The sequence below is a fragment of the Rhizobium sp. BK538 genome, assembly GCF_014197575.1.
Classification (GTDB): Bacteria; Pseudomonadota; Alphaproteobacteria; order Rhizobiales; family Rhizobiaceae; genus Rhizobium.
This window is the reverse complement of record NZ_JACIFT010000017.1, coordinates 72,331-90,482: the sequence shown is the minus strand read 5'-3', so window position 1 is coordinate 90,482 and position 18,152 is coordinate 72,331. Positions and strand designations below refer to the sequence as shown.

Here is an 18,152-nt window from a genome sequence, read left to right as displayed (position 1 = left end):
GCCGTGGACGGCGAGGAGCCTTGAATTGAAGGACGCCAGCGCCTGCCCGGTATCAACGACGCTTTCCGGAAACGTTTTAGTATGGCAGATAAGGAGGCGCAGCGTTCAATCGGGGAGGTAGATTGCCGCAGATGAAGGGAATTCGCCAACTCGCAAAGCATCTCGACATCTCGATCGGGACGGTTTCGCGCGCGCTGAACGGCAGGCCTGACGTCAATGAAGAGACGCGCAAGCGCGTGCTCGCGGCAGCCGAAGAGCTGGGTTATGTGGCAAATCAGTCCGGACGCAGCCTCCGTCAGGGAACGACAAACGTCATCGGGCTGATGATCGAATCCAGCAAGGAAACGGTCGAAAACAGCGACAACTTCTTCCTTGGCGTTACCGGCGGTCTGCAGAGCGTGCTTTCCCGTCACAAGCTTGACCTGCTGATGCTGCCATGTCCGAACGACGAGGACCCCCACGAGTATCTGAAGCGGATGGTCGCGCGGCGGATCGTCGATGCGATGATCATTTCGGCCACGCAGCGCGTCGACAAGCGTATCGACCTTCTGGTCAAGGCCAAGATCCCGTTTGTCGCGCTCGGGCGCAGCACGTCCGGCGGCAACCATACCTGGATCGACCTTGACTTCGAGGGCGTCGCCGCCTGCGCAGTCGATCGGCTCGTGTCCAAAGGACACCGCCGTATCGCCATCGCAGCACCATCAAACGACATCAATCTTGGTTATATCTTCGTCGACGCCTATCGCCAGTCACTCGAGCGGCACGGCATCACCTACGATCCGTCGCTCGTCATCCGCGTCAAATCAAGCGAGCAGGGCGGCTACCAGGCCGGTCATGAACTGCTACGGCTCGACAGCAAGCCAACGGCGATCATCCTGATATACGAGCTCATGGCGATCGGCCTCTATCGTCGCCTGAACGAAGCAGGCATTGTTCCCGGTCGCGATCTCGCCGTCATTGGCTTCCGCGAGGAACCGCGCGGGAAATTCCTGCAACCATCGCTGACCTGTTTTCGCATGTCACTGCGCGATCTTGGCGTCGAGCTTGCCGAAACCTTGCTGGCGACAATGCCGGCCTATGCCGAGCACTACCCAAAAGGCGCACGCAACACGATCTGGCCACTCGAACTTGCCCCAGGAGAGAGTGACGCTTTTTCGCTGAGCACATAGCCGGGCGAGCCTTTCGTTCTTACCAAAATACGAAGATGCGACACCTGAGCGATCCCGCGCTGCTGGCTCTTAGTCTAGTGCGAAGATGAGTTCTACCGACAGAAATTCGAACGAACTTTTTTCATGCTGCGGTGCGACAGGCATTTGCCTAAGCGCCCGCGTTTTCAAGTGTTTTTCGCAGCATTTCTGTAAAAACGAGATGGCATTGACAGCAGGAAACGTTTCCGCTTAGTATCGTAAACGTTTACGGGATGCGTTTCGGGAGGAAAGCCGGAAACGATCCACCGGAGGAAATCGTGATTTTGAATGCCGTTCTATGCGGGTGCGGAGCCATGTCCAAGGGCTGGTTGCGCGCCATCAAGCAAACCCCGGCTCTTAAAGCCGCCATCGAGGTCAAGGGCCTCGTCGACGTCAATCCGGCAGCAGCCGAAGCACTCGCCGCCGAGTTCGGCCTAAAGGGCGCCGTCATCGGCACCGATCTTGCCGACGTCATTGCCAAGGCCAAGGCCGACATCGTGTTCGACGTCGTCATTCCGACGGCACGTTTCAACGTCGTCTCCACGGCTCTGAAGGCCGGTTGCCACGTTCTCAGCGAAAAGCCGATGGCGACTTCGCTTGCGGAAGGGGCCGCGCTGATCGATCTTGCTGCCGAGACCGGCAAGATCCACGCCATCATCCAGAACCGCCGCTTCATCTCGGGCGTGCGCCGCATGCGCCGTTTCATCGAGAACGGGGCAATCGGTGACCTGACCGCCATCCACTGCGACTTTTTCCTCGCTCCACATTTCGGCGGTTTCCGCGAGGAGATGGACAACGTCCTTTTGCTCGACATGGCGATCCACACCTTCGATGCCGCCCGCTATGTCGCCGACAAAAAGCCACTTGCCGTCTATTGCGTCGAACGCAATCCGAAAGGCTCCTGGTACAGGCACGGCGCCTCGGCCAATGCGACCTTCGAGTTTTCTGACGATGTCGTCTTCACCTACCGCGGCTCCTGGTGCGCCGAAGGCGAGCGCACGAGCTGGGAAAGCGAGTGGCGTCTCGTCGGCTCCAAGGGCATGTTGACCTGGGATGGCGGCGACACGTTCAATGCAGCGGTTGTCGGCAATGAGCCCGGCCTCCTGCATGGCTTTACGCCCGTAAACGTTCCCGAGCCCGCGCACGAAGAAGAAACGCATGGTCATGCCAGCGTCATTGCAGGCTTCGTCGAGGCGATCAAATCAGGCAAGCGGCCCGAAACGGCAAGCTCCGACAATATCAGAAGCCTCGCCATGGTCTTCGGCGCGATCGAAAGCGCCAAGACCGGCAAGCGCATTGAAATTTCAGCATAAGGATTAATGACGTGAGCAACCCCGCCAAGTCCATTCGTATCGGCACCATGGTGAGCGCCTCCAAGGGCGGCGCCGACAAGCGCATCGGCCAGATTGCCGATATGGGCTTTGAAAGCTTCGAGCCCTTCTTCTGGCAGACGACGAACGGCCAGGATCTTGCCGAACTCGGCAAGCGCTGCGTCGATGCCATTGGTGATCGCGACATTACCATCTCGACGCTCGGCATGTTCGGCAATCCGCTCGAAACGACGGAGATCGACCTGCAGACACTGCAGGGCTGGAAGGACTGCATCGACAACGCACACCATTTCGGCGCAACCTGTGTTGCCGGCTTTACCGGCCGCATTCGTAACAAGCCGCTGACCGACAGCCTGCCTCGCTACAAGGAGATCTGGAGCGAGCTGTCAAAGCGTGCAGCCGACAAGGGCGTCAAGATCGCCTTCGAAAACTGCGCCATGGACGGCAACTGGGCGACCGGCGACTGGAACATCGCCCACAACCCGGACGCCTGGGAACTGATCTTCAACGAAACGCCGGACGATCACATCGGCCTTGAGTGGGAGCCTTGCCATCAGATGGTCTATCTGATCGAGCCACTGCCACAGATCCGCAAATGGGCCAAGAAGATCTTTCACGTGCATGGAAAAGACGCGACGATCCGTTGGGACGTCATCAAGGAACACGGCATCTTCGGCAAAGAGAAGTTCGTCTTCATGCGCACGCCAGGCTTCGGCGACAGCAACTGGACGGACATTATTTCCGAACTGCGCCTGGCCGGCTGGTCCGGTTCGATCGATATCGAAGGCTGGCACGATCCGGTCTATCGCGACGACTTGGAAATGACCGGCCAGGTCTACGCACTGAACCATCTCAAGCATGCCCGGGGCGGCGACTTCGTCGTCGATCCGGTCTGATGACATCGTGGCCGGCGAGGAGGAATCGCCGGCTTCCGATAGGATAACCACAAAGGAGGAGAACTATGGGTATCCGCAAGTTTGCAATGATCGGCGCCTTGGCGCTTGCAGGCGTCTCTCTCTTCGGCCTGGCCGCCAAGGCCGAGGACGTCACCTTGACCCTCTGGTCGCTGGACAAGGACATTCAGCCGGCGCCGAACCTCGTCAAGGAATTCAACGCGCAGAACAACGGCATCAAGATCGAGTATCGTCTGATCCAGTTCGATGACGTCGTCACCGAAGCCATGCGCGCCTATGCCACCGGCCAGGCTCCTGACATCATCGCGGTCGACAACCCCGAGCATGCCATGTTCGCATCGCGTGGTGCCTTCCTCGATATCACCGACATGATCAAGGGATCGTCGGCCATCAAGCCGGAAAACTACTTCCCTGGTCCGCTGAAATCGGTCGAATGGGACGGCAAGTACTACGGCATTCCGAAGGCGACCAATACGATCGCGCTCTACTACAACAAAGACATGTTCAAGGCGAAGGGTCTTGATCCGAACAAGCCGCCGCAGACCTGGGACGAACTTGTCGAGGATGCGCGCAAGCTGACCGACCCGGCCAAGAATGTCTATGGCCTGGCCTTCTCCGCCAAGGCGAACGAGGAGGGCACTTTCCAGTTCCTTCCCTGGGCCCAGATGGCAGGCGGCGGCTATGAGAACATCAATGCCGAAGGCGCGGTCAAGGCACTGGAAACCTGGAAGACGATCATGGACGAGAAGCTTGCTTCTCCGGACACGCTGACCCGCGGCCAGTGGGATTCGACCGGCACCTTCAATTCGGGAAATGCCGCCATGGCGATCTCTGGTCCCTGGGAGCTCGATCGCATGATGAAGGAAGCGAAGTTTGATTGGGGCGTAGCCCTGCTTCCGGTTCCAAAGGAAGGGGCCGAGCGTTCTTCCGCCATGGGCGACTTCAACTGGGCGATCTTTGCCAGCTCGAAGCATCCGGCCGAAGCCTTCAAGGCACTCGAGTTCTTTGCCTCCCAGGACGACAAGATGTTCAAGAACTACGGCCAGCTTCCGGCCCGTTCCGACATCACCATCCCGCAGACCGGCGAGAAGCTGAAGGACGAGGCGCTGAAAGTCTTCATCGAACAGCTGAAATACGCCAAGCCGCGTGGCCCGAACCCGCAATGGCCAAAGATCTCCAAGGCGATCCAGGACGCCATCCAGGCTGCTCTGACCGGTCAGATGAGCCCGAAGGACGCACTCGATCAGGCTGCCGACAAGATCAAGGCTGTTCTTGGCTAGTATCCCTCGCATAACCGGATGGCTTTCGGGCCATCCCACGATTTCCTCCCGGCAGGGGCTGTCTTCCAGCGCAAGCTCCAGACAGCCCCGTTCGGAGTATTGGAGGACCGATGAAACGGATTCTTTCAAGTGTCAGGGACGGCCGCGGCTTCGACATCACGCTCGTCGCCCTTCCGCTGACGTTCCTGTTCCTGATGGCGGGATTGCCGCTTATCTACAATGTGGTGATGAGCTTCCAGGAGGTTGACATGTTCAGCCTCGGAACCTTTTCGCGTCCCTTCGTCGGCTTCAAGAACTATACCGATCTCTTTGCCCAGCCGGAAACTTGGCCGATCCTCGGCAATACCGTGATCTTCGTGGTCGGCTCGATCGCGGGGCAGTTCCTGATCGGATTCGGTCTTGCGCTGTTCTTCTGGGTCAATTTCCCGGGCGCCTCGTGGCTGCGCGGCCTGTTCCTCGTCTCCTGGGTCATGCCCGGCCTCGTTGTCGGTGCGATCTGGAACTGGATCCTTTCGGGCGATTTCGGCGTCCTCAATTTTATTCTCAAGGAGAGCGGCATCATCGGCAGCAATATCTTCTGGCGCTCCGATCCACACTTTTCGCTCTATGCCGTCATCATCGCCAACGTCTGGCTGGGAACGGCCTTCAACATGATCCTGCTATCGGTCGGCCTGTCCGGTATCCCCGGCGACCTCTATGAGGCGGCGGAACTCGATGGCGCCAATGCCTGGCAACGCTTCTGGACGATCACGCTGCCGATGATGCGTTCGACGATCGGCGCCATCATCGCGCTTGGCCTGATCTTCACGCTTCAGCAGTTCGACCTCTTTGCCGCGATCACGTCCGGCGGTCCGAACAACTCATCCAACGTCACGCAATACTGGGCCTGGGACTTGTCCTTCCGCCAGTATGATTTCGCCAAGGGCGCGACCATCTCCGTCATCATGATCATCTTCGTCATGTTCGCCTCGGTCGTCTATGTCCGCTCCACGCGCCATGAGGTGCGCGGATGAGTGAGACAACACGCAACCGCCTTATGCTTGTGATCGCCATCGTCATGGCGGCGATTTATCTATTCCCGCTCTACTGGATGTACGTCACGGCCATCAAGGGCGGGTCGGAGATGTTCGCCACGCCGCCAAGCTTCTGGCCCGGCGATCCGCAATGGGGCACCTTCGGCTATGTCTGGGAAAGCCGCAACATGGGTCGCTATCTCTGGAACTCGCTGGTCATCGCGGTCGGCGCCGTTACATTGATTACCGTTCTCGGCGTTGGTTGCGCCTATGTTCTGGCGCGCTATCGCAACGTCTGGGTGGATGTCGGTCTCTTCCTGATCCTGATGCTGCAGGTCTTGCCTGCATCGCTGATGGTGACGCCGATCTTCGTCGGATTTTCGCAATTCGGGATGCTCGACCATCCACGCCTTGCCGTCATCATCGCGATTGCTGCCAAAAGCATGCCGTTCTTCGTCGTCCTGGTGCGCGCCACCTTCATGGCGGTGCCGATGGAACTCGAGGAGGCCGCGCTCGTCGACGGCAACAGCCGCGTCGGCGCTTTCTTCAATATCGTGTTGCCGCTTGCCCGCAACGGCATCTTGGTCAGCGCCATCCTGATCTTCATGCAGGCCTTCGGCGAGTTCGTCTATTCGAAGTCGATGATCCAGGCGGTCGATCTCCAACCGGCGAGCGTCGGTCTCAACTCCTTCATGGGACCGAACACCAACGAGTGGAACAACATCATGGCTTACGCCACGATGTATGTGACACCGATCCTTGCCATCTTCGTTCTCTTGCAGCGCCGCATCGTATCCGGCCTCACCTCTGGAGCCCTCAAATGACCAATCAGATCGAGCTCAGCGGCGTCAACAAGCACTACGGCGCATTCCATGCCCTGAAGAACATCAACCTGTCGATCGCAAAGGGCACCTTCGTCGCACTCGTCGGCCCGTCCGGCTGCGGCAAGTCCACCCTTCTGCGTTCGCTTGCGGGCCTTGAAAGCATTTCCGAAGGCGAGTTGAAGATTGCCGGCCAGCTGATGAACAACGTGCCGCCGCGCAAGCGCGACGTCGCCATGGTTTTCCAGTCATACGCGCTTTATCCGCACATGACCGTCGAGGAGAACCTGACCTACAGCCTGCGCATTCGCGGCGTCGCCAAGGCTGAAGCCCGCAAGGCGGCGGAAGAGGTTGCGGCGACCACCGGCCTGTCGCATTTGCTCAAGCGTTACCCGCGTGAGCTTTCGGGCGGCCAGCGCCAGCGTGTCGCGATGAGCCGCGCCATCATCCGTCATCCGAAGGCATTCCTGTTCGACGAGCCGCTCTCCAACCTCGACGCAGCGCTGCGTGTTCACATGCGCAAGGAAATCCGCGCGCTGCACGATCGGCTGCATGCAACCTCGGTCTACGTCACGCATGACCAGATCGAGGCGATGACGATGGCCGACCATGTTGTCGTCATGCGCGAAGGCGTGATCGAGCAGCAGGGCAAGCCGCTGGATCTTTACGACAAGCCCGCCAACAAGTTCGTTGCGGGCTTCATCGGCTCCCCCGCCATGAACTTCATCCCGGCCGTCGTCGCCGAAGACGGCAAAAGCCTGACGATCGATCTTGGCAGCGTGAAGCACAAGATTGCGACCGACCATCAGGTCCAGCCGGGGCGCAAGGTGACCGCCGGCATTCGTCCCGAACATATCGGCCTAACGGCGCCGGGGCAGGGCACGTTCGACGTGCCAGTGGCAGTCGTCGAATCGACCGGCTCATCGACCTTCGTCACGGCTGCGACGACACCCGAATTGACCATCGTCGAGACGGGCCGCGGCATGGCGCGGGCGGGCGAGACGATCGGCGTGATCATCGATCCCTCACAGCTGCATCTGTTCGACGAGACGAGCGGTATCCGACTCTGAACCATTGGCGGCCGACCGGATCCGGCCGCCTCGACTGGTCTTCAGCGTCCGCCTTCGATCTTGCGATGCCGCTGGTTGGTGCCGCCGGTGCCATAGGGGTAGTCGGAAACATGGGGCTGGCTGACGTCGCTTAGCTTCGTCATCTCCTCTTCGGAAAGCGAAAGCTTTGCCGCGGCGAGATTGTCCGCAAGCTGCTCACTCGTTCGTGCTCCCAGAATGACCGATGTCACCGCTGGTCGCGCCGCAGTCCAGGCAAGGGCGATCTGTGCCATGCTGACACCACGGGCCTTGGCGATCGCCTCCACCGTCTCGATGATCGCCCATGTCCGCTCCTGCGCATTCCGCTGCGCATAAGATTCCATGCCCCGGTTCGGGTTCTCCCCAAGACGGGTGGCACCCGTCGGCATATGGTCGCGCCGGTACTTACCCGTCAGCCAGCCGCCGCCGAGCGGTGACCACGGCAGCAAGCCCATACCGGCATCCTGGCAAGCGGCTACGATCTCAAACTCGATGTCGCGCACCAGCAGGTTATACTGTGGCTGCAACGTCACCGGCCGGGTGTAGCCGCGTGCCTTGGCGATCTCGACGGCCTTGGCGATCTGCCATCCGACATAGTTGGAAAAGCCGTAATAGCCGATCTTGCCGGCGCAGACGGCATCATCGAGAAAGCGCAGCGTCTCCTCGATCGGCGTCAGCGCGTCCCAGGCGTGCATTTGATAAAGATCGATGTGCTCGAGGCCAAGGCGCGCAAGCGAGGCATCGAGCGCCTGGTTCAGATGGCGGCGAGAAAGACCGATGTCGTTCGGACCGGGCCCCATCGGGAACCGTCCCTTGGTCGCGATCACGGCCTGCTTGGCTTCCGTGGGCCGCGCCTTGAGCCATCGCCCAATGATCTCTTCCGACTTGCCGGCGCTATAAACGTCAGCGGTGTCGATGAAGTTTCCGCCCCAGGCAAAATAGTCGTCAAGCAGTTTGTGCGAAGCCGCTTCGTCAGCCTCTGCACCGAACGTCATGGTGCCAAGGCAGTAGGCGGTGACGACTGCACCGCTATGGCCAAGCTTGCGGTAATCCATGGAAGATCCTCCTCTTCGAAATAGTGGCGTTGCTTGGAAAGGTTTGTCCTATGTCGCTGAACCGTTCGTCGTTGTCTCTTCGAGCACGGCGTCCGGAATGTCGTCGAAGGACGCGTAGTTCAGGTTATAAAGCCGCGAATAAAGCTTGCGGTTTCTCATCAGTTCCTGGTGGTTACCGCTTTCGATCAACTCACCGTTCTGCAGGACGATGATGCGATCGGCCTCCCTGATCGTGGCGAGGCGGTGGGCGATAACAAGCCCCGTGCGGTTTTCGAGCAGCTTGACCAGCGCCTTCTGGATCAGCATTTCCGTATAGCTGTCGATATTGGCCGTCGCCTCGTCGAGGACCAGTATTTTCGCGTCGGCCACCAGCGCACGGGCAAAGCTCAAGAGCTGACGCTGGCCGAGCGAAAGGTTGCCGCCGCGTTCGCCGAGCATGCTGTCGTAGCCCTGCGCAAGGCGCATAATGAAGTCGTGAGCGCCGACGGCCTTGGCCGCCTCAATGACCTGTTGGCGGGTCGCTTCCACCTTGTGATAGCGAATGTTCTCGAAGACCGTACCCGTAAACAGGAATGGCTCCTGAAGGACCATGGCGATCTGATCGCCAAGCGAATCCTGGGTCAGGTTGCGCACGTCGTGCCCGCCGACCAACACCTGTCCCTGCTGGACGTCGTAGAAGCGATGGATCAGCGACATGCAGCTCGACTTGCCCGAACCCGTCGGCCCAACAAGTGCGACCGTCTCGCCCGGGTTCACCTTGAAACTGACATGCTTGAGAACCGGATGCTTCCGATGATAGCCGAAGACCACATCGCGAAATTCCACTGACCCGTCCATGTCGGCGGACAATTCCTTGGCATCTGGGGCGTCCTTGATCTCGACGGGCACGTCGAGAACTTCGGTCAATCGCTGACCGGAAGCCATGGCGCGCTGCATCACCGAATATTGCAGCGTCAGCGAGCGGATCGGGTCGAAGAAGCGCTGGATATAGAACAGGAATGCAACAAGGACGCCAACATCGAGTGCTTGGTTCAGAACACGCGCGCCCCCGACGACGATGACGAGCGCCATGGCGACACCGGTCAGCGAGTCGACGATCGGCACCATCACCTGGGCATAGCGTGCCGCTGTCAGGTGCGTCTTCAGATTGGCCTTCGCTTTGTCGTCATAGAGCATGAAGTTGACCCCCTGGCGGTCCATGCTCTGGACCGCTCTTACGCCGTGGATCGCCTCGGCCAGCGCTCCGTTGGCGACGGAATTGGTCTCGTGCGCTGCCATGAAGGACTTGCGGGCCAGAGGCAGCCAGAAAAGCCGCACGACGAAAAGGATCGGCAGGACCGAGAGCGTCAAAAGGCCAAGCTTGAAGTCGAGATAGAGCATCACGAAGACAATGCCGAACAGCAGCGCGATATCGCCGACCGACAGGACGGAGGTTTCCAGGAACTCCTGCATCGAATTGACGTCACCCTGCAGGCGCGACATCAGGCGGCCGACCTCGGTCTTGTCCATAAAGGAGAGAGAAACCCGCTGCAGGTGCGAAAACATCGCCTTGCGGATGTCGAAGAGCACCTCTTCGGCGACATTGCCAACCAGCGTCTCCTGCGCATAGCTGGCGCCGTAGTTGATCAGGATCGCCACAAGAAAGGTTACCGTCGCCCATGTCAGCGCCGAATGGCCTCCTTGCGGCTGCATGCCGTGATCGATCGCGTAGCGGATGATCAGCGGGATCAACAACTGCATCGCCGTAAAAGTCAGCACGGCGGCCACCGAAAGCCAGACTTGCCGGCGGTAGGGATGCACGAAGGCCCAGATTCGCTTGACGATGTTGCCGTCGAAGGTCTTGCCGAACATCTCCTCCTCGACGCGATGGGAACCGACAACTGCGCGTGGGGGCCGGCGTCCATCCTCGCGAACGTCGGAGCGTTCGGTTTCCAGTTCCTCGGCCATCTATACTCCTCCCCAGGCGCTGAGGGCGTCGTCGCCCGGCCGCACCTGTAGATCGTAGAGCGCCTTATAGCGCCCGCCCGCGGCCAGCAACTCCTCGTGTGTGCCGCGCTCGACGATTTCTCCATTCTCGACGAACAGGATCTGGTCGGCATGCATCAGCGAGCTCAAGCGATGAGCGACAATAATCGTCAGGCGATCGGCCGCATACTTGCGCATCGCAGAGCGGATGCGCTGTTCGGTTGCCGCATCGATCGCCGCCGTTGAATCATCAAAGATCATGACGGCGGGTTTTAGCATCAGCGCGCGGGCGATCGACAAACGCTGGCGCTGCCCTCCCGACAATGATACGCCGCGTTCGCCAACCACCGTGCCGTAGCCGGTCGGCAGGCCAAGCACGTAGTTGTGCAATTGTGCGCTTTCGCTTGCGCGCTCGATGCGGCCTTCCTTTGCCCAAGGATCGCCGTAGGCGATGTTGTTTTCGATCGAGGTCGTGAACAGGAAGGAATCCTGCTGGACAACCGCGACCGCGCGACGAAGCGACTGCAGTGTCGCCTTGCGGATATCCTGCCCGTCAATGGTGATCTTGCCCTTCGTGACGTCGTAAAACCGCGGGATCAGATGAGCAAGAGTCGACTTGCCGCTGCCCGGCGGTCCGACAATGCCGATCGTCTCACCGCGTTTTGCTTCGAAGGAGACATTGCCCAGCACCTCGTGCATCGGCGAGCTCGGATAGGCGAAGCTTACATTCTCGAAGCGAAGCGTCCCTTCGGTAAGCACCAGATCCTTGGCGTCAGGCGCATCGCGCACTGCAATTTCGAGGTCGAGCAAATTGAAAAGCCTCGTGCCGCAAGTCGATGCGCGCGCGAAGGCATTGACCATGAGGCCAAGCTGGCGGACCGGCATCTGCAGGATCGTCATGAAGGTCAGGAACGACGCGAGCGTGCCGACCGTGATCTCGCCGGACATGACCTTGCCGCCGCCAACCCAGAGCACGAGACCCATGGCTGCAAAGAAGGAGAAGGTCATGGCGCTGGTATTGACCACGCGGATTCCGACGCGCTGGTGGGCAAGCGTCAACGCGTTCTTCGAGGCCTTCTCGAACTTCATCATCTCGTGCGCCTGCGCGGCGAAGGCCCGTACCACGCGGATGCCTCCGAGATTTTCTTCCATGATGCGCGTCAGCACTGACAACCGCTCCTGCAGGTCGAGCCAGGTCGCGCGCAATCGCAACTGCGTGACCGAAGAACGCCAGCCAACGAACGGCACGAAGCTTAAGGCAAGCAAACCGAGAACGACGTCTGTGGAAAGCAGCATATAGGCGCCGATGCCAATCAGCATTGTCAACAGCACCATGCGCACCAGCGCCGTCGAGAAATACATGCGGACACCTTCGAGGTCGAGCAGACCGACGGTAATCAGATCGCCCGAGTGGACGCCGTCATGAAAACTGAAGGATAGGCGCTGGATTTTCTCGTAGCAGGCAAGGCGTAGCTCGTAGCCGATATGGTGGCCGACGCTTTCGCTGTAATAGTTCTGGATCATCGTAAAGATGCCACGTAGGACGCTGGCGCCGAGCAGCATCAGCGCGGTCGTCAGCAGCGCATCCTGTGCAAGTTGCCCTGCCTGACCGCCTTCCATCGCGATCTGCGTGTGGTCGACAGCCTGGCCGAGCAGACGGGGGATCATCAGCTGAAAGGTAGAGGCCACAAGGGTTGCGCCAATGGCGAAACCGGATTGCCAGGGATGGCGAAATGCCATGACGGTGATGCGGACCAGCGTAAAGAGGCCTTTGCCCCAGCCTGCCGCAATCGCCTTCGCCATCGAAGCCGAGGGCTTCGTCGCGCGTGTTAAAGCATCGCTGCTCACGGGTAATGTTCCAAACAGAGGTGTGGTCGGACGCTGGTCCGGAAAGACGACGAATCCATGAAGGGATTGATGAGCGCCCTTACTTTTGCCGATTCCTTTCGGCCCTTCAAGTCAAGAATTCACCAATTGGTTATTTTATCGTGAGCCTGGAAAAGACGAAGAAGCGGCACCGATACGGCGATATTTGGCTAGAAATATCCAAACAATTTCCGTTCGTTATCGCTAGAGGACTGTGGAGCTTGGAACAAAAGACTTGCCTAAATCGTCTTTTGGAGCTTTCATACACGACCAGTTTGATAGACTAATAGGCGGTTCAAAACTGCGTGAACCAACTCAACGCGCGAGCGATTATTCCCGCGTTGAAACCAATCGAGACACGATGCGCGAAGTCGCAGGGGAGTTGAGATGACGGTTCAAGGGCTTTTTTCCTCGAAGTCAAAAGCGGCGGCACAGATTTCCGCCATGCCGCGCTTTGCCATTGTCGGCCGCGGCTTTTCCGGAATGATGATGGCGGTCGCCCTGATGAAGACAGTGCGCATGCCTTTTCATCTGCAGCTCTTCGACCCCAATTCGTCGGTCAGCGGCGGACAAGCGCTTTCCTCGGCACGCGCTTCGACGATCCTGAATACGCGTGTGCGGGATCTATCGGTTTCCACTGGCGATTCCGACGATTTCAACGACTGGCTCTGTAGCAACGCGGAATTCCGTGCCGCCGTGCCCGCGGCTATCCCGGGGTTCCGACAGATCTTCGTGCCAAAAGAGATATTCAGTGACTACGTCTATCAACGCTTCTCCGAAGCCTTGTCCGCCCGCAGGGACATCACCGTTCAGGTCTGCCACGAACCGGTTGTGGCGATCCGCAGGAGCCACGGCAACCGCTTCCTGCTCGAAAGCGCCAATCCCGCCAATCCGCTATTCGACACGGTCATTCTCGCCACCGGCTACGGCTTGCCGGAGATCGAAGAACCGGACCAGGAGCCTTCGCCAGTCAGAGCCCAGCGCCTGATCGCGCGACCGCATACGGTCCTGCTCGGCAGCGGCATCCGGGTCGTCGATCAGCTCTTGCAATTGCGCGATGCCGGCTATGCAGGGCAGGTTACTATCCTCTCCCGGCACGGTTTCCTACCCCAGAGCCATACTCCCAACTCTGCCGATCCGGTTTTTCCTGCGGACGCTCTGCCGTCCAACCTCCCGGATATCCTGCGTTTCATCCGCGGCGCCTGCCGCGAGGCCGAAGAAGAAGGCCGAAGCTGGCAATCCGTCATGAACGGGTTGCGCAAGCATGCCCGCTCTCTCTGGCGCGCGCTGCCGGCCCACCAAAAGCGTCAGTTCAACCGTCACCTTCGCGCCATCTACGACAGCCATCGCAACCGACTACCCGAGGCCATCTACGCGCGTCTTCAGAGCGAGCTTGCCGGTGGCAATACGGTTCTTCGCCGCGGCGTCGTGGGACGGCAGGGTTTGAGCGGCCTGTTCTTCCGGCCGGCCAGCTCGCAGTCAGATGAGATCATCCATGCCGAGCGTATCCTGGACTGCCGCTGCCAGGCGCCACAATTGACCTCGCCGCTGCTTGCAAGCCTGATAAGAGAAGGCCTGGCCCTGCCAGACGAATTGTCGCTCGGCCTGGCCGTCGATCAGCGCGGCCAGCCTTACCTCGACGATGGGTCGGTGGTTGAGGGACTGTTTGCCGTCGGCCCGCTCGGCCTCGGCAGTCTACCCGACATCGATCTCGTTCCGGAGATCGTCAGCCAGGCATACGCTGTGGGAGAGCATGTTGCGTTACGTTTCTATCCCCGGAGCAAGGCTGTCTGATCAGCTCGGCGGGCGCGCAATTCGCTGCGGACGACGAAGGCAAGTAGCCCCGAAGCCATGATCGCCAGCGCCAACCAGGTAATCGCGTAAACCAAATGGTTGTTGGGGAAGGTGATCTGCGTCAGCCCGCCAACCGGCAGGCCGCCTGGATTGGGCGTCGCATCAGCATCGATGAAATAGGGGGCGACATCTGCGACATTGCGGCGATCGGCGATCGCTGCCACATCGCGCGAATACCAGCGGTCATTGGCCGGATCGTTGGATTTGATCAGAGTGCCTTTCGGCTCCGTAATCCTCAGCAGTCCGGTGATCTTCACCGACGGGACCTGCCCGTCGCGGCGTGTCGCAGCATCGCGCTTGTCCGTCGGTACGAAGCCGCGGTTGATCAGGATAGAGGTCCCGTTTGAGAGATTGAGCGGGGTGATTACCCAATAGCCTGGTCCGAGCGCCGTCGACGCGTAGATCAGCGTTTCCTTGTCGTTTTGCAGGATACCTTCGGCCGTCACATGACGATATTCGTCATTGGCGCGACTGACCTCGCCCCACTGCGCGCGTGCAGGCGCTGGAACCGGCTTTGCATGGACGCGCTGATCAACGCGGGCGATCAGATCCTCTTTCCAGGAAAGCCGTTCGACCTGCCAGATACCGAGCGATAACAGGGCGGCAATCAGCAACACCATGAGACCGCAGAATATCGTGAGCCCGGCGGCGGTATGTTGTCTTTGCGCTTTTTCGGAGGGAATGTCGGCCATGGCCAAAACCTTTGCGGGCGACGTGACCGCCGCCCGCTCGTTGCCCTCAGGGCATGTTCTTCATCATTTCCGGGCTCATCGGCATCATGTTTGTGTTCAGATGATGCATGACCCAGAGGGAACCGGCGAGCGCGATGGCTACGAGCAACAGCGTGAAGATCAACGCCATCATCGTCCAGCCACCTTCCGAGCGCGGATTCATATGAAGGAAGAAGATCATATGAACGACGATCTGCACAGCGGCGAGTCCCATAACCCAGGCAGCAGTGACGGCCGGGTTTTCAAATACGCCGGCCATGACCAGCCAGAACGGGATCGCCGTCAGAATGACCGACAGCACGAAACCGATCATATAGCTCTTGAATGTGCCGTGGGCCGCCTCGTGCCCATGGCTGTGGCCATGATGGGCTTCGTGCGCGTCTTCGGTTGCGGGTGCGTTGGAGGTCATCCGAGAACTCCCATAAGATAGACGAAGGAGAAGACGCCGATCCACACGACGTCGAGGAAGTGCCAGAACATTGACAGGCACATCAGGCGGCGACGGTTTTCCGGGATCAGACCGCGCAGCGATACCTGCACCATCAGCGTCACCAGCCAAACGATGCCGAAGGTGACGTGCAGACCGTGCGTGCCGACCAACGTGAAGAAGCCGGACAGGAAGGCACTGCGGGTTGGACCCGCGCCCTCGTGGATCAGGTGCGCGAACTCATAGAGTTCAATCCCAAGGAAGGCGAGACCGAAGAGGCCGGTAACGGCGAGCCAGAAGAGCGTGGCGCTCTTTTCCTTCCGCTCCATCTGCAGCATCGCGAAGCCATAGGTGATGGAGGACAAAAGCAGCATCGACGTGTTGATCGCCACCAGCGGCAGATCAAAGAGATCGGCCGGTGACGGTCCGGCCGCATAATTGCGGCCGAGAACGGCGTAGGTGGCAAACAGCACCGCGAAGATGAGGCAGTCGCTCATCAGATAGAGCCAGAAGCCCAGCATCGTGCTGCCTTCGGGATGGTGCTCCTCGGTCAGGTAGAATTCAGGCTTATTGGCCTTGTCGATCACAGTATCGCTCATGGTCTTACACCTGCTCGGCAAGCAGTGCCGTGCGCTTGCCTTCCGTTTCCGTGACTTCCTCGGCGGGAATGTAGAAGTCGCGCTTGTAGTTGAAGGTATGGCCGATCGCGACCGCAAGCATGGCTGCGAACGACAGGATGGCGAGCCACCACATGTACCAGATGAGACCGAAAGCCAGCCCGATGCTGAGTGCGCCAAGGATGACACCCGTTCCGGTATTCTTCGGCATGTGGATCGGCTTGAAGCCTTCCAGCGGGCGGGCATAGCCGCGCCCCTTCATGTCGTACCAGGAATCATGGTCGTGGACGACGGGCGTGAAGGCGAAGTTGTAGTCCGGCGGCGGCGAGGAAGTCGACCATTCCAGCGTGCGACCATCCCAGGGATCGCCGGTCGTATCTCGCAACTCCTCGCGCTTGAAGAAGCTGACGACGAGTTGGATGATGAAGGAGGCGATGCCGATCGCGATCAGGACGGCGCCAAAGGCTGCGATGATGAACCAGATCTGCAAGGACGGATCCTCGAACTGCGATACACGACGCGTCACGCCCATAAGGCCGAGCACGTAGAGCGGCATGAAGGCGAAGTAGAAGCCGATCAGCCAGAACCAGAAGGACATCTTGCCCCAGAACGGATCGAGCTTGTAGCCGAACGCCTTCGGGAACCAGTAGGTGACGCCGGCCATCAGGCCGAACACGACGCCGCCGATGATGACGTTGTGGAAGTGGGCGATCAGGAAGAGCGAATTGTGCAAGACGAAGTCGGCCGGGGGAACGGCGAGCAGGACGCCGGTCATGCCACCGATGACGAAGGTCACCATGAAGCCGATCGTCCACAGCATCGGCACTTCATAGCGGATGCGGCCGCGATACATCGTAAACAGCCAGTTGAACATCTTTGCCCCTGTCGGGATCGAGATGATCATCGTCGTGATGCCGAAGAAGGAGTTGACGCTTGCGCCCGAACCCATCGTGAAGAAGTGGTGCAGCCAGACGAGGTAGGACAGGATCATGATCACGCAGGTGGCGTAGACCATCGAGGCGTAACCGAAGAGGCGCTTGCCGCAGAAGGTGGCAACAACCTCCGAGAAGATACCAAACGCCGGCAAAACCAGGATGTAGACCTCCGGGTGACCCCAGATCCAGATGAGGTTGACATACATCATCGGATTGCCGCCGAGGTCGTTCGTGAAGAAGTTCGTGCCGGCATAGCGGTCGAGTGACAGGAGCGCCAGCGTCGCCGTCAGAATCGGGAAGGTCGCGACGATCAGGATGTTGGTGCAGAGCGCCGTCCAGGTGAAGACCGGCATCTTCATGAAGCTCATGCCGGGTGCACGCATCTTGACGATGGTCGCAATCAGGTTGATCCCTGACAGGGTCGTGCCGATACCTGCCACCTGCAAGCCCCAGATGTAGTAATCGACGCCGACGCCCGGACTATAGTCGGATCCCGACAGCGGCGGATAGGCAAGCCAACCGGTCTGCGCGAATTCGCCGACGAAAAGCGAGATCATGATGATGATCGCGCCTGCCGTCGTCATCCAGAACGAGAAGTTGTTCAGGAACGGGAAGGATACGTCTCGCGCGCCGATCTGCAGCGGCACCACAAGGTTCATCAGGCCCGTGACGAACGGCATCGCCATGAAGAAGATCATGATGACGCCATGGGCCGTGAAGACCTGGTCGTAGTGATGCGGCGGCAGGTAGCCACCCGATCCGTTGAAGGCAATGGCCTGCTGGAGGCGCATCATGATTGCGTCGGAGAAGCCGCGCAGCAGCATGATGAGCGCAAGGATGACATACATGATGCCGATCTTCTTGTGATCGACGCTCGTCAGCCACTCGCGCCAGAGGTAACCCCAGAGCTTGAAATAGGTAACAACACCCAGAAGCGCGATGCCACCTAGCGCGACGGCCGCGAAGGTCACGACCAGGATAGGCTCGTGATAGGGGATCGAATCTAGGGTCAACCGACCGAAGATGAACTTCAGGAGGTCAGGATTGGAAAACATGGATGAACCCGTT

The 18,152-nt window shown here is 59.5% G+C and carries 15 protein-coding genes; 8 read left to right on the top strand and 7 right to left on the bottom strand.

All coding sequences use genetic code 11. The features are described from left to right. The first annotated feature begins 131 nt into the window (after positions 1-131). The 7 genes from FHX09_RS21105 to FHX09_RS21075 all read left to right on the top strand — a co-directional run bounded on the left by FHX09_RS21105 (position 132) and on the right by FHX09_RS21075 (position 7,616). Positions 132-1,169, top strand: coding sequence for a LacI family DNA-binding transcriptional regulator (locus FHX09_RS21105; protein WP_037083096.1), 1,038 nt, complete (start codon positions 132-134; stop codon positions 1,167-1,169). A 296-nt stretch (positions 1,170-1,465) separates the two neighbouring features. Further along, positions 1,466-2,500 (top strand): Gfo/Idh/MocA family oxidoreductase, encoded by a 1,035-nt coding sequence (locus tag FHX09_RS21100; protein WP_132588249.1) that lies wholly within the window; start codon positions 1,466-1,468, stop codon positions 2,498-2,500. Between the two features lie 11 nt (positions 2,501-2,511). Continuing rightward, a complete protein-coding gene (locus FHX09_RS21095) occupies positions 2,512-3,414 on the top strand; it encodes a sugar phosphate isomerase/epimerase (RefSeq protein ID WP_007794886.1) in 903 nt (300 codons plus the stop codon). A 65-nt stretch (positions 3,415-3,479) separates the two neighbouring features. Beyond that, positions 3,480-4,712, top strand: a complete 1,233-nt coding sequence (locus FHX09_RS21090) for a sugar ABC transporter substrate-binding protein (protein WP_132588247.1) — start codon at positions 3,480-3,482, stop codon at positions 4,710-4,712. 110 nt (positions 4,713-4,822) lie between these two features. Further along, the gene (locus FHX09_RS21085) at positions 4,823-5,725 is read left to right on the top strand and encodes a sugar ABC transporter permease (RefSeq protein WP_184450569.1); all 903 of its coding nucleotides are present in this window, start codon (positions 4,823-4,825) and stop codon (positions 5,723-5,725) included. Then, entirely contained in the window at positions 5,722-6,549 is an 828-nt protein-coding gene (locus FHX09_RS21080; RefSeq protein WP_132588246.1) for a carbohydrate ABC transporter permease, read from the top strand. Before FHX09_RS21085 ends, FHX09_RS21080 begins: the two co-directional genes overlap by 4 nt. Further along, positions 6,546-7,616 (top strand): ABC transporter ATP-binding protein, encoded by a 1,071-nt coding sequence (locus FHX09_RS21075; protein ID WP_132588245.1) that lies wholly within the window; start codon positions 6,546-6,548, stop codon positions 7,614-7,616. Before FHX09_RS21080 ends, FHX09_RS21075 begins: the two co-directional genes overlap by 4 nt. Positions 7,617-7,657: 41 nt before the next feature. Here FHX09_RS21075 and FHX09_RS21070 read toward each other — a convergent pair whose 3' ends face one another. Genes FHX09_RS21070 through FHX09_RS21060 form a run of 3 tightly spaced genes read right to left on the bottom strand, consistent with a single transcriptional unit; the run spans position 7,658 to position 12,457 of the window. Next, a complete protein-coding gene (locus tag FHX09_RS21070; protein ID WP_132588244.1) occupies positions 7,658-8,689 on the bottom strand; it encodes an aldo/keto reductase in 1,032 nt (343 codons plus the stop codon). A 48-nt stretch (positions 8,690-8,737) separates the two neighbouring features. Then, a complete protein-coding gene (locus FHX09_RS21065) occupies positions 8,738-10,636 on the bottom strand; it encodes an ABC transporter ATP-binding protein (protein ID WP_132588243.1) in 1,899 nt (632 codons plus the stop codon). Continuing rightward, positions 10,637-12,457, bottom strand: a complete 1,821-nt coding sequence (locus tag FHX09_RS21060; RefSeq protein ID WP_184450581.1) for an ABC transporter ATP-binding protein — start codon at positions 12,455-12,457, stop codon at positions 10,637-10,639. Between the two features lie 450 nt (positions 12,458-12,907). On the opposite strand from FHX09_RS21060, the gene FHX09_RS21055 reads away from it, so the two are divergent. After that, the gene (locus FHX09_RS21055; RefSeq protein ID WP_132588242.1) at positions 12,908-14,314 is read left to right on the top strand and encodes an FAD/NAD(P)-binding protein; all 1,407 of its coding nucleotides are present in this window, start codon (positions 12,908-12,910) and stop codon (positions 14,312-14,314) included. On the opposite strand, the gene FHX09_RS21050 is transcribed toward FHX09_RS21055, so the two are convergent. From FHX09_RS21050 to cyoB, 4 genes are read right to left on the bottom strand one after another with little or no spacing between them, the layout of a single operon-like run. Beyond that, the gene (locus tag FHX09_RS21050) at positions 14,290-15,066 is read right to left on the bottom strand and encodes an SURF1 family protein (RefSeq protein WP_183718613.1); all 777 of its coding nucleotides are present in this window, start codon (positions 15,064-15,066) and stop codon (positions 14,290-14,292) included. The two genes, FHX09_RS21055 and FHX09_RS21050, sit on opposite strands and share 25 nt — an antisense overlap. 46 nt (positions 15,067-15,112) lie before the next feature. Continuing rightward, positions 15,113-15,514: a cytochrome o ubiquinol oxidase subunit IV gene (cyoD, locus tag FHX09_RS21045; RefSeq protein ID WP_007794921.1), complete on the bottom strand. Its 402-nt coding sequence runs from the start codon at positions 15,512-15,514 to the stop codon at positions 15,113-15,115. Then, positions 15,511-16,131, bottom strand: coding sequence for a cytochrome o ubiquinol oxidase subunit III (cyoC, locus tag FHX09_RS21040; RefSeq protein WP_132588240.1), 621 nt, complete (start codon positions 16,129-16,131; stop codon positions 15,511-15,513). The genes cyoD and cyoC overlap by 4 nt, the downstream gene beginning before the upstream one ends. A gap of 4 nt (positions 16,132-16,135) precedes the next feature. After that, on the bottom strand, positions 16,136-18,139 hold the full coding sequence (cyoB, locus tag FHX09_RS21035; protein ID WP_184450568.1) for a cytochrome o ubiquinol oxidase subunit I: 2,004 nt from the start codon (positions 18,137-18,139) through the stop codon (positions 16,136-16,138). Positions 18,140-18,152 lie beyond the last annotated feature (13 nt).

Excerpts from the sequence above, each read along its gene's own strand:
- FHX09_RS21105 (WP_037083096.1), top strand. The coding sequence starts at position 132 with ATGAAGGGAATTCGCCAACTCGCAAAGCATCTCGACATCTCGATCGGG.
- FHX09_RS21090 (WP_132588247.1), top strand. The coding sequence starts at position 3,480 with ATGGGTATCCGCAAGTTTGCAATGATCGGCGCCTTGGCGCTTGCAGGC.
- FHX09_RS21085 (WP_184450569.1), top strand. The coding sequence starts at position 4,823 with ATGAAACGGATTCTTTCAAGTGTCAGGGACGGCCGCGGCTTCGACATC.
- FHX09_RS21080 (WP_132588246.1), top strand. The coding sequence starts at position 5,722 with ATGAGTGAGACAACACGCAACCGCCTTATGCTTGTGATCGCCATCGTC.
- FHX09_RS21075 (WP_132588245.1), top strand. The coding sequence starts at position 6,546 with ATGACCAATCAGATCGAGCTCAGCGGCGTCAACAAGCACTACGGCGCA.
- FHX09_RS21070 (WP_132588244.1), bottom strand. The coding sequence starts at position 8,689 with ATGGATTACCGCAAGCTTGGCCATAGCGGTGCAGTCGTCACCGCCTAC.
- FHX09_RS21065 (WP_132588243.1), bottom strand. The coding sequence starts at position 10,636 with ATGGCCGAGGAACTGGAAACCGAACGCTCCGACGTTCGCGAGGATGGA.
- FHX09_RS21060 (WP_184450581.1), bottom strand. The coding sequence starts at position 12,457 with ATGGCGAAGGCGATTGCGGCAGGCTGGGGCAAAGGCCTCTTTACGCTG.
- FHX09_RS21055 (WP_132588242.1), top strand. The coding sequence starts at position 12,908 with ATGACGGTTCAAGGGCTTTTTTCCTCGAAGTCAAAAGCGGCGGCACAG.
- FHX09_RS21050 (WP_183718613.1), bottom strand. The coding sequence starts at position 15,066 with ATGGCCGACATTCCCTCCGAAAAAGCGCAAAGACAACATACCGCCGCC.
- cyoD (WP_007794921.1), bottom strand. The coding sequence starts at position 15,514 with ATGACCTCCAACGCACCCGCAACCGAAGACGCGCACGAAGCCCATCAT.
- cyoC (WP_132588240.1), bottom strand. The coding sequence starts at position 16,131 with ATGAGCGATACTGTGATCGACAAGGCCAATAAGCCTGAATTCTACCTG.
- cyoB (WP_184450568.1), bottom strand. The coding sequence starts at position 18,139 with ATGTTTTCCAATCCTGACCTCCTGAAGTTCATCTTCGGTCGGTTGACC.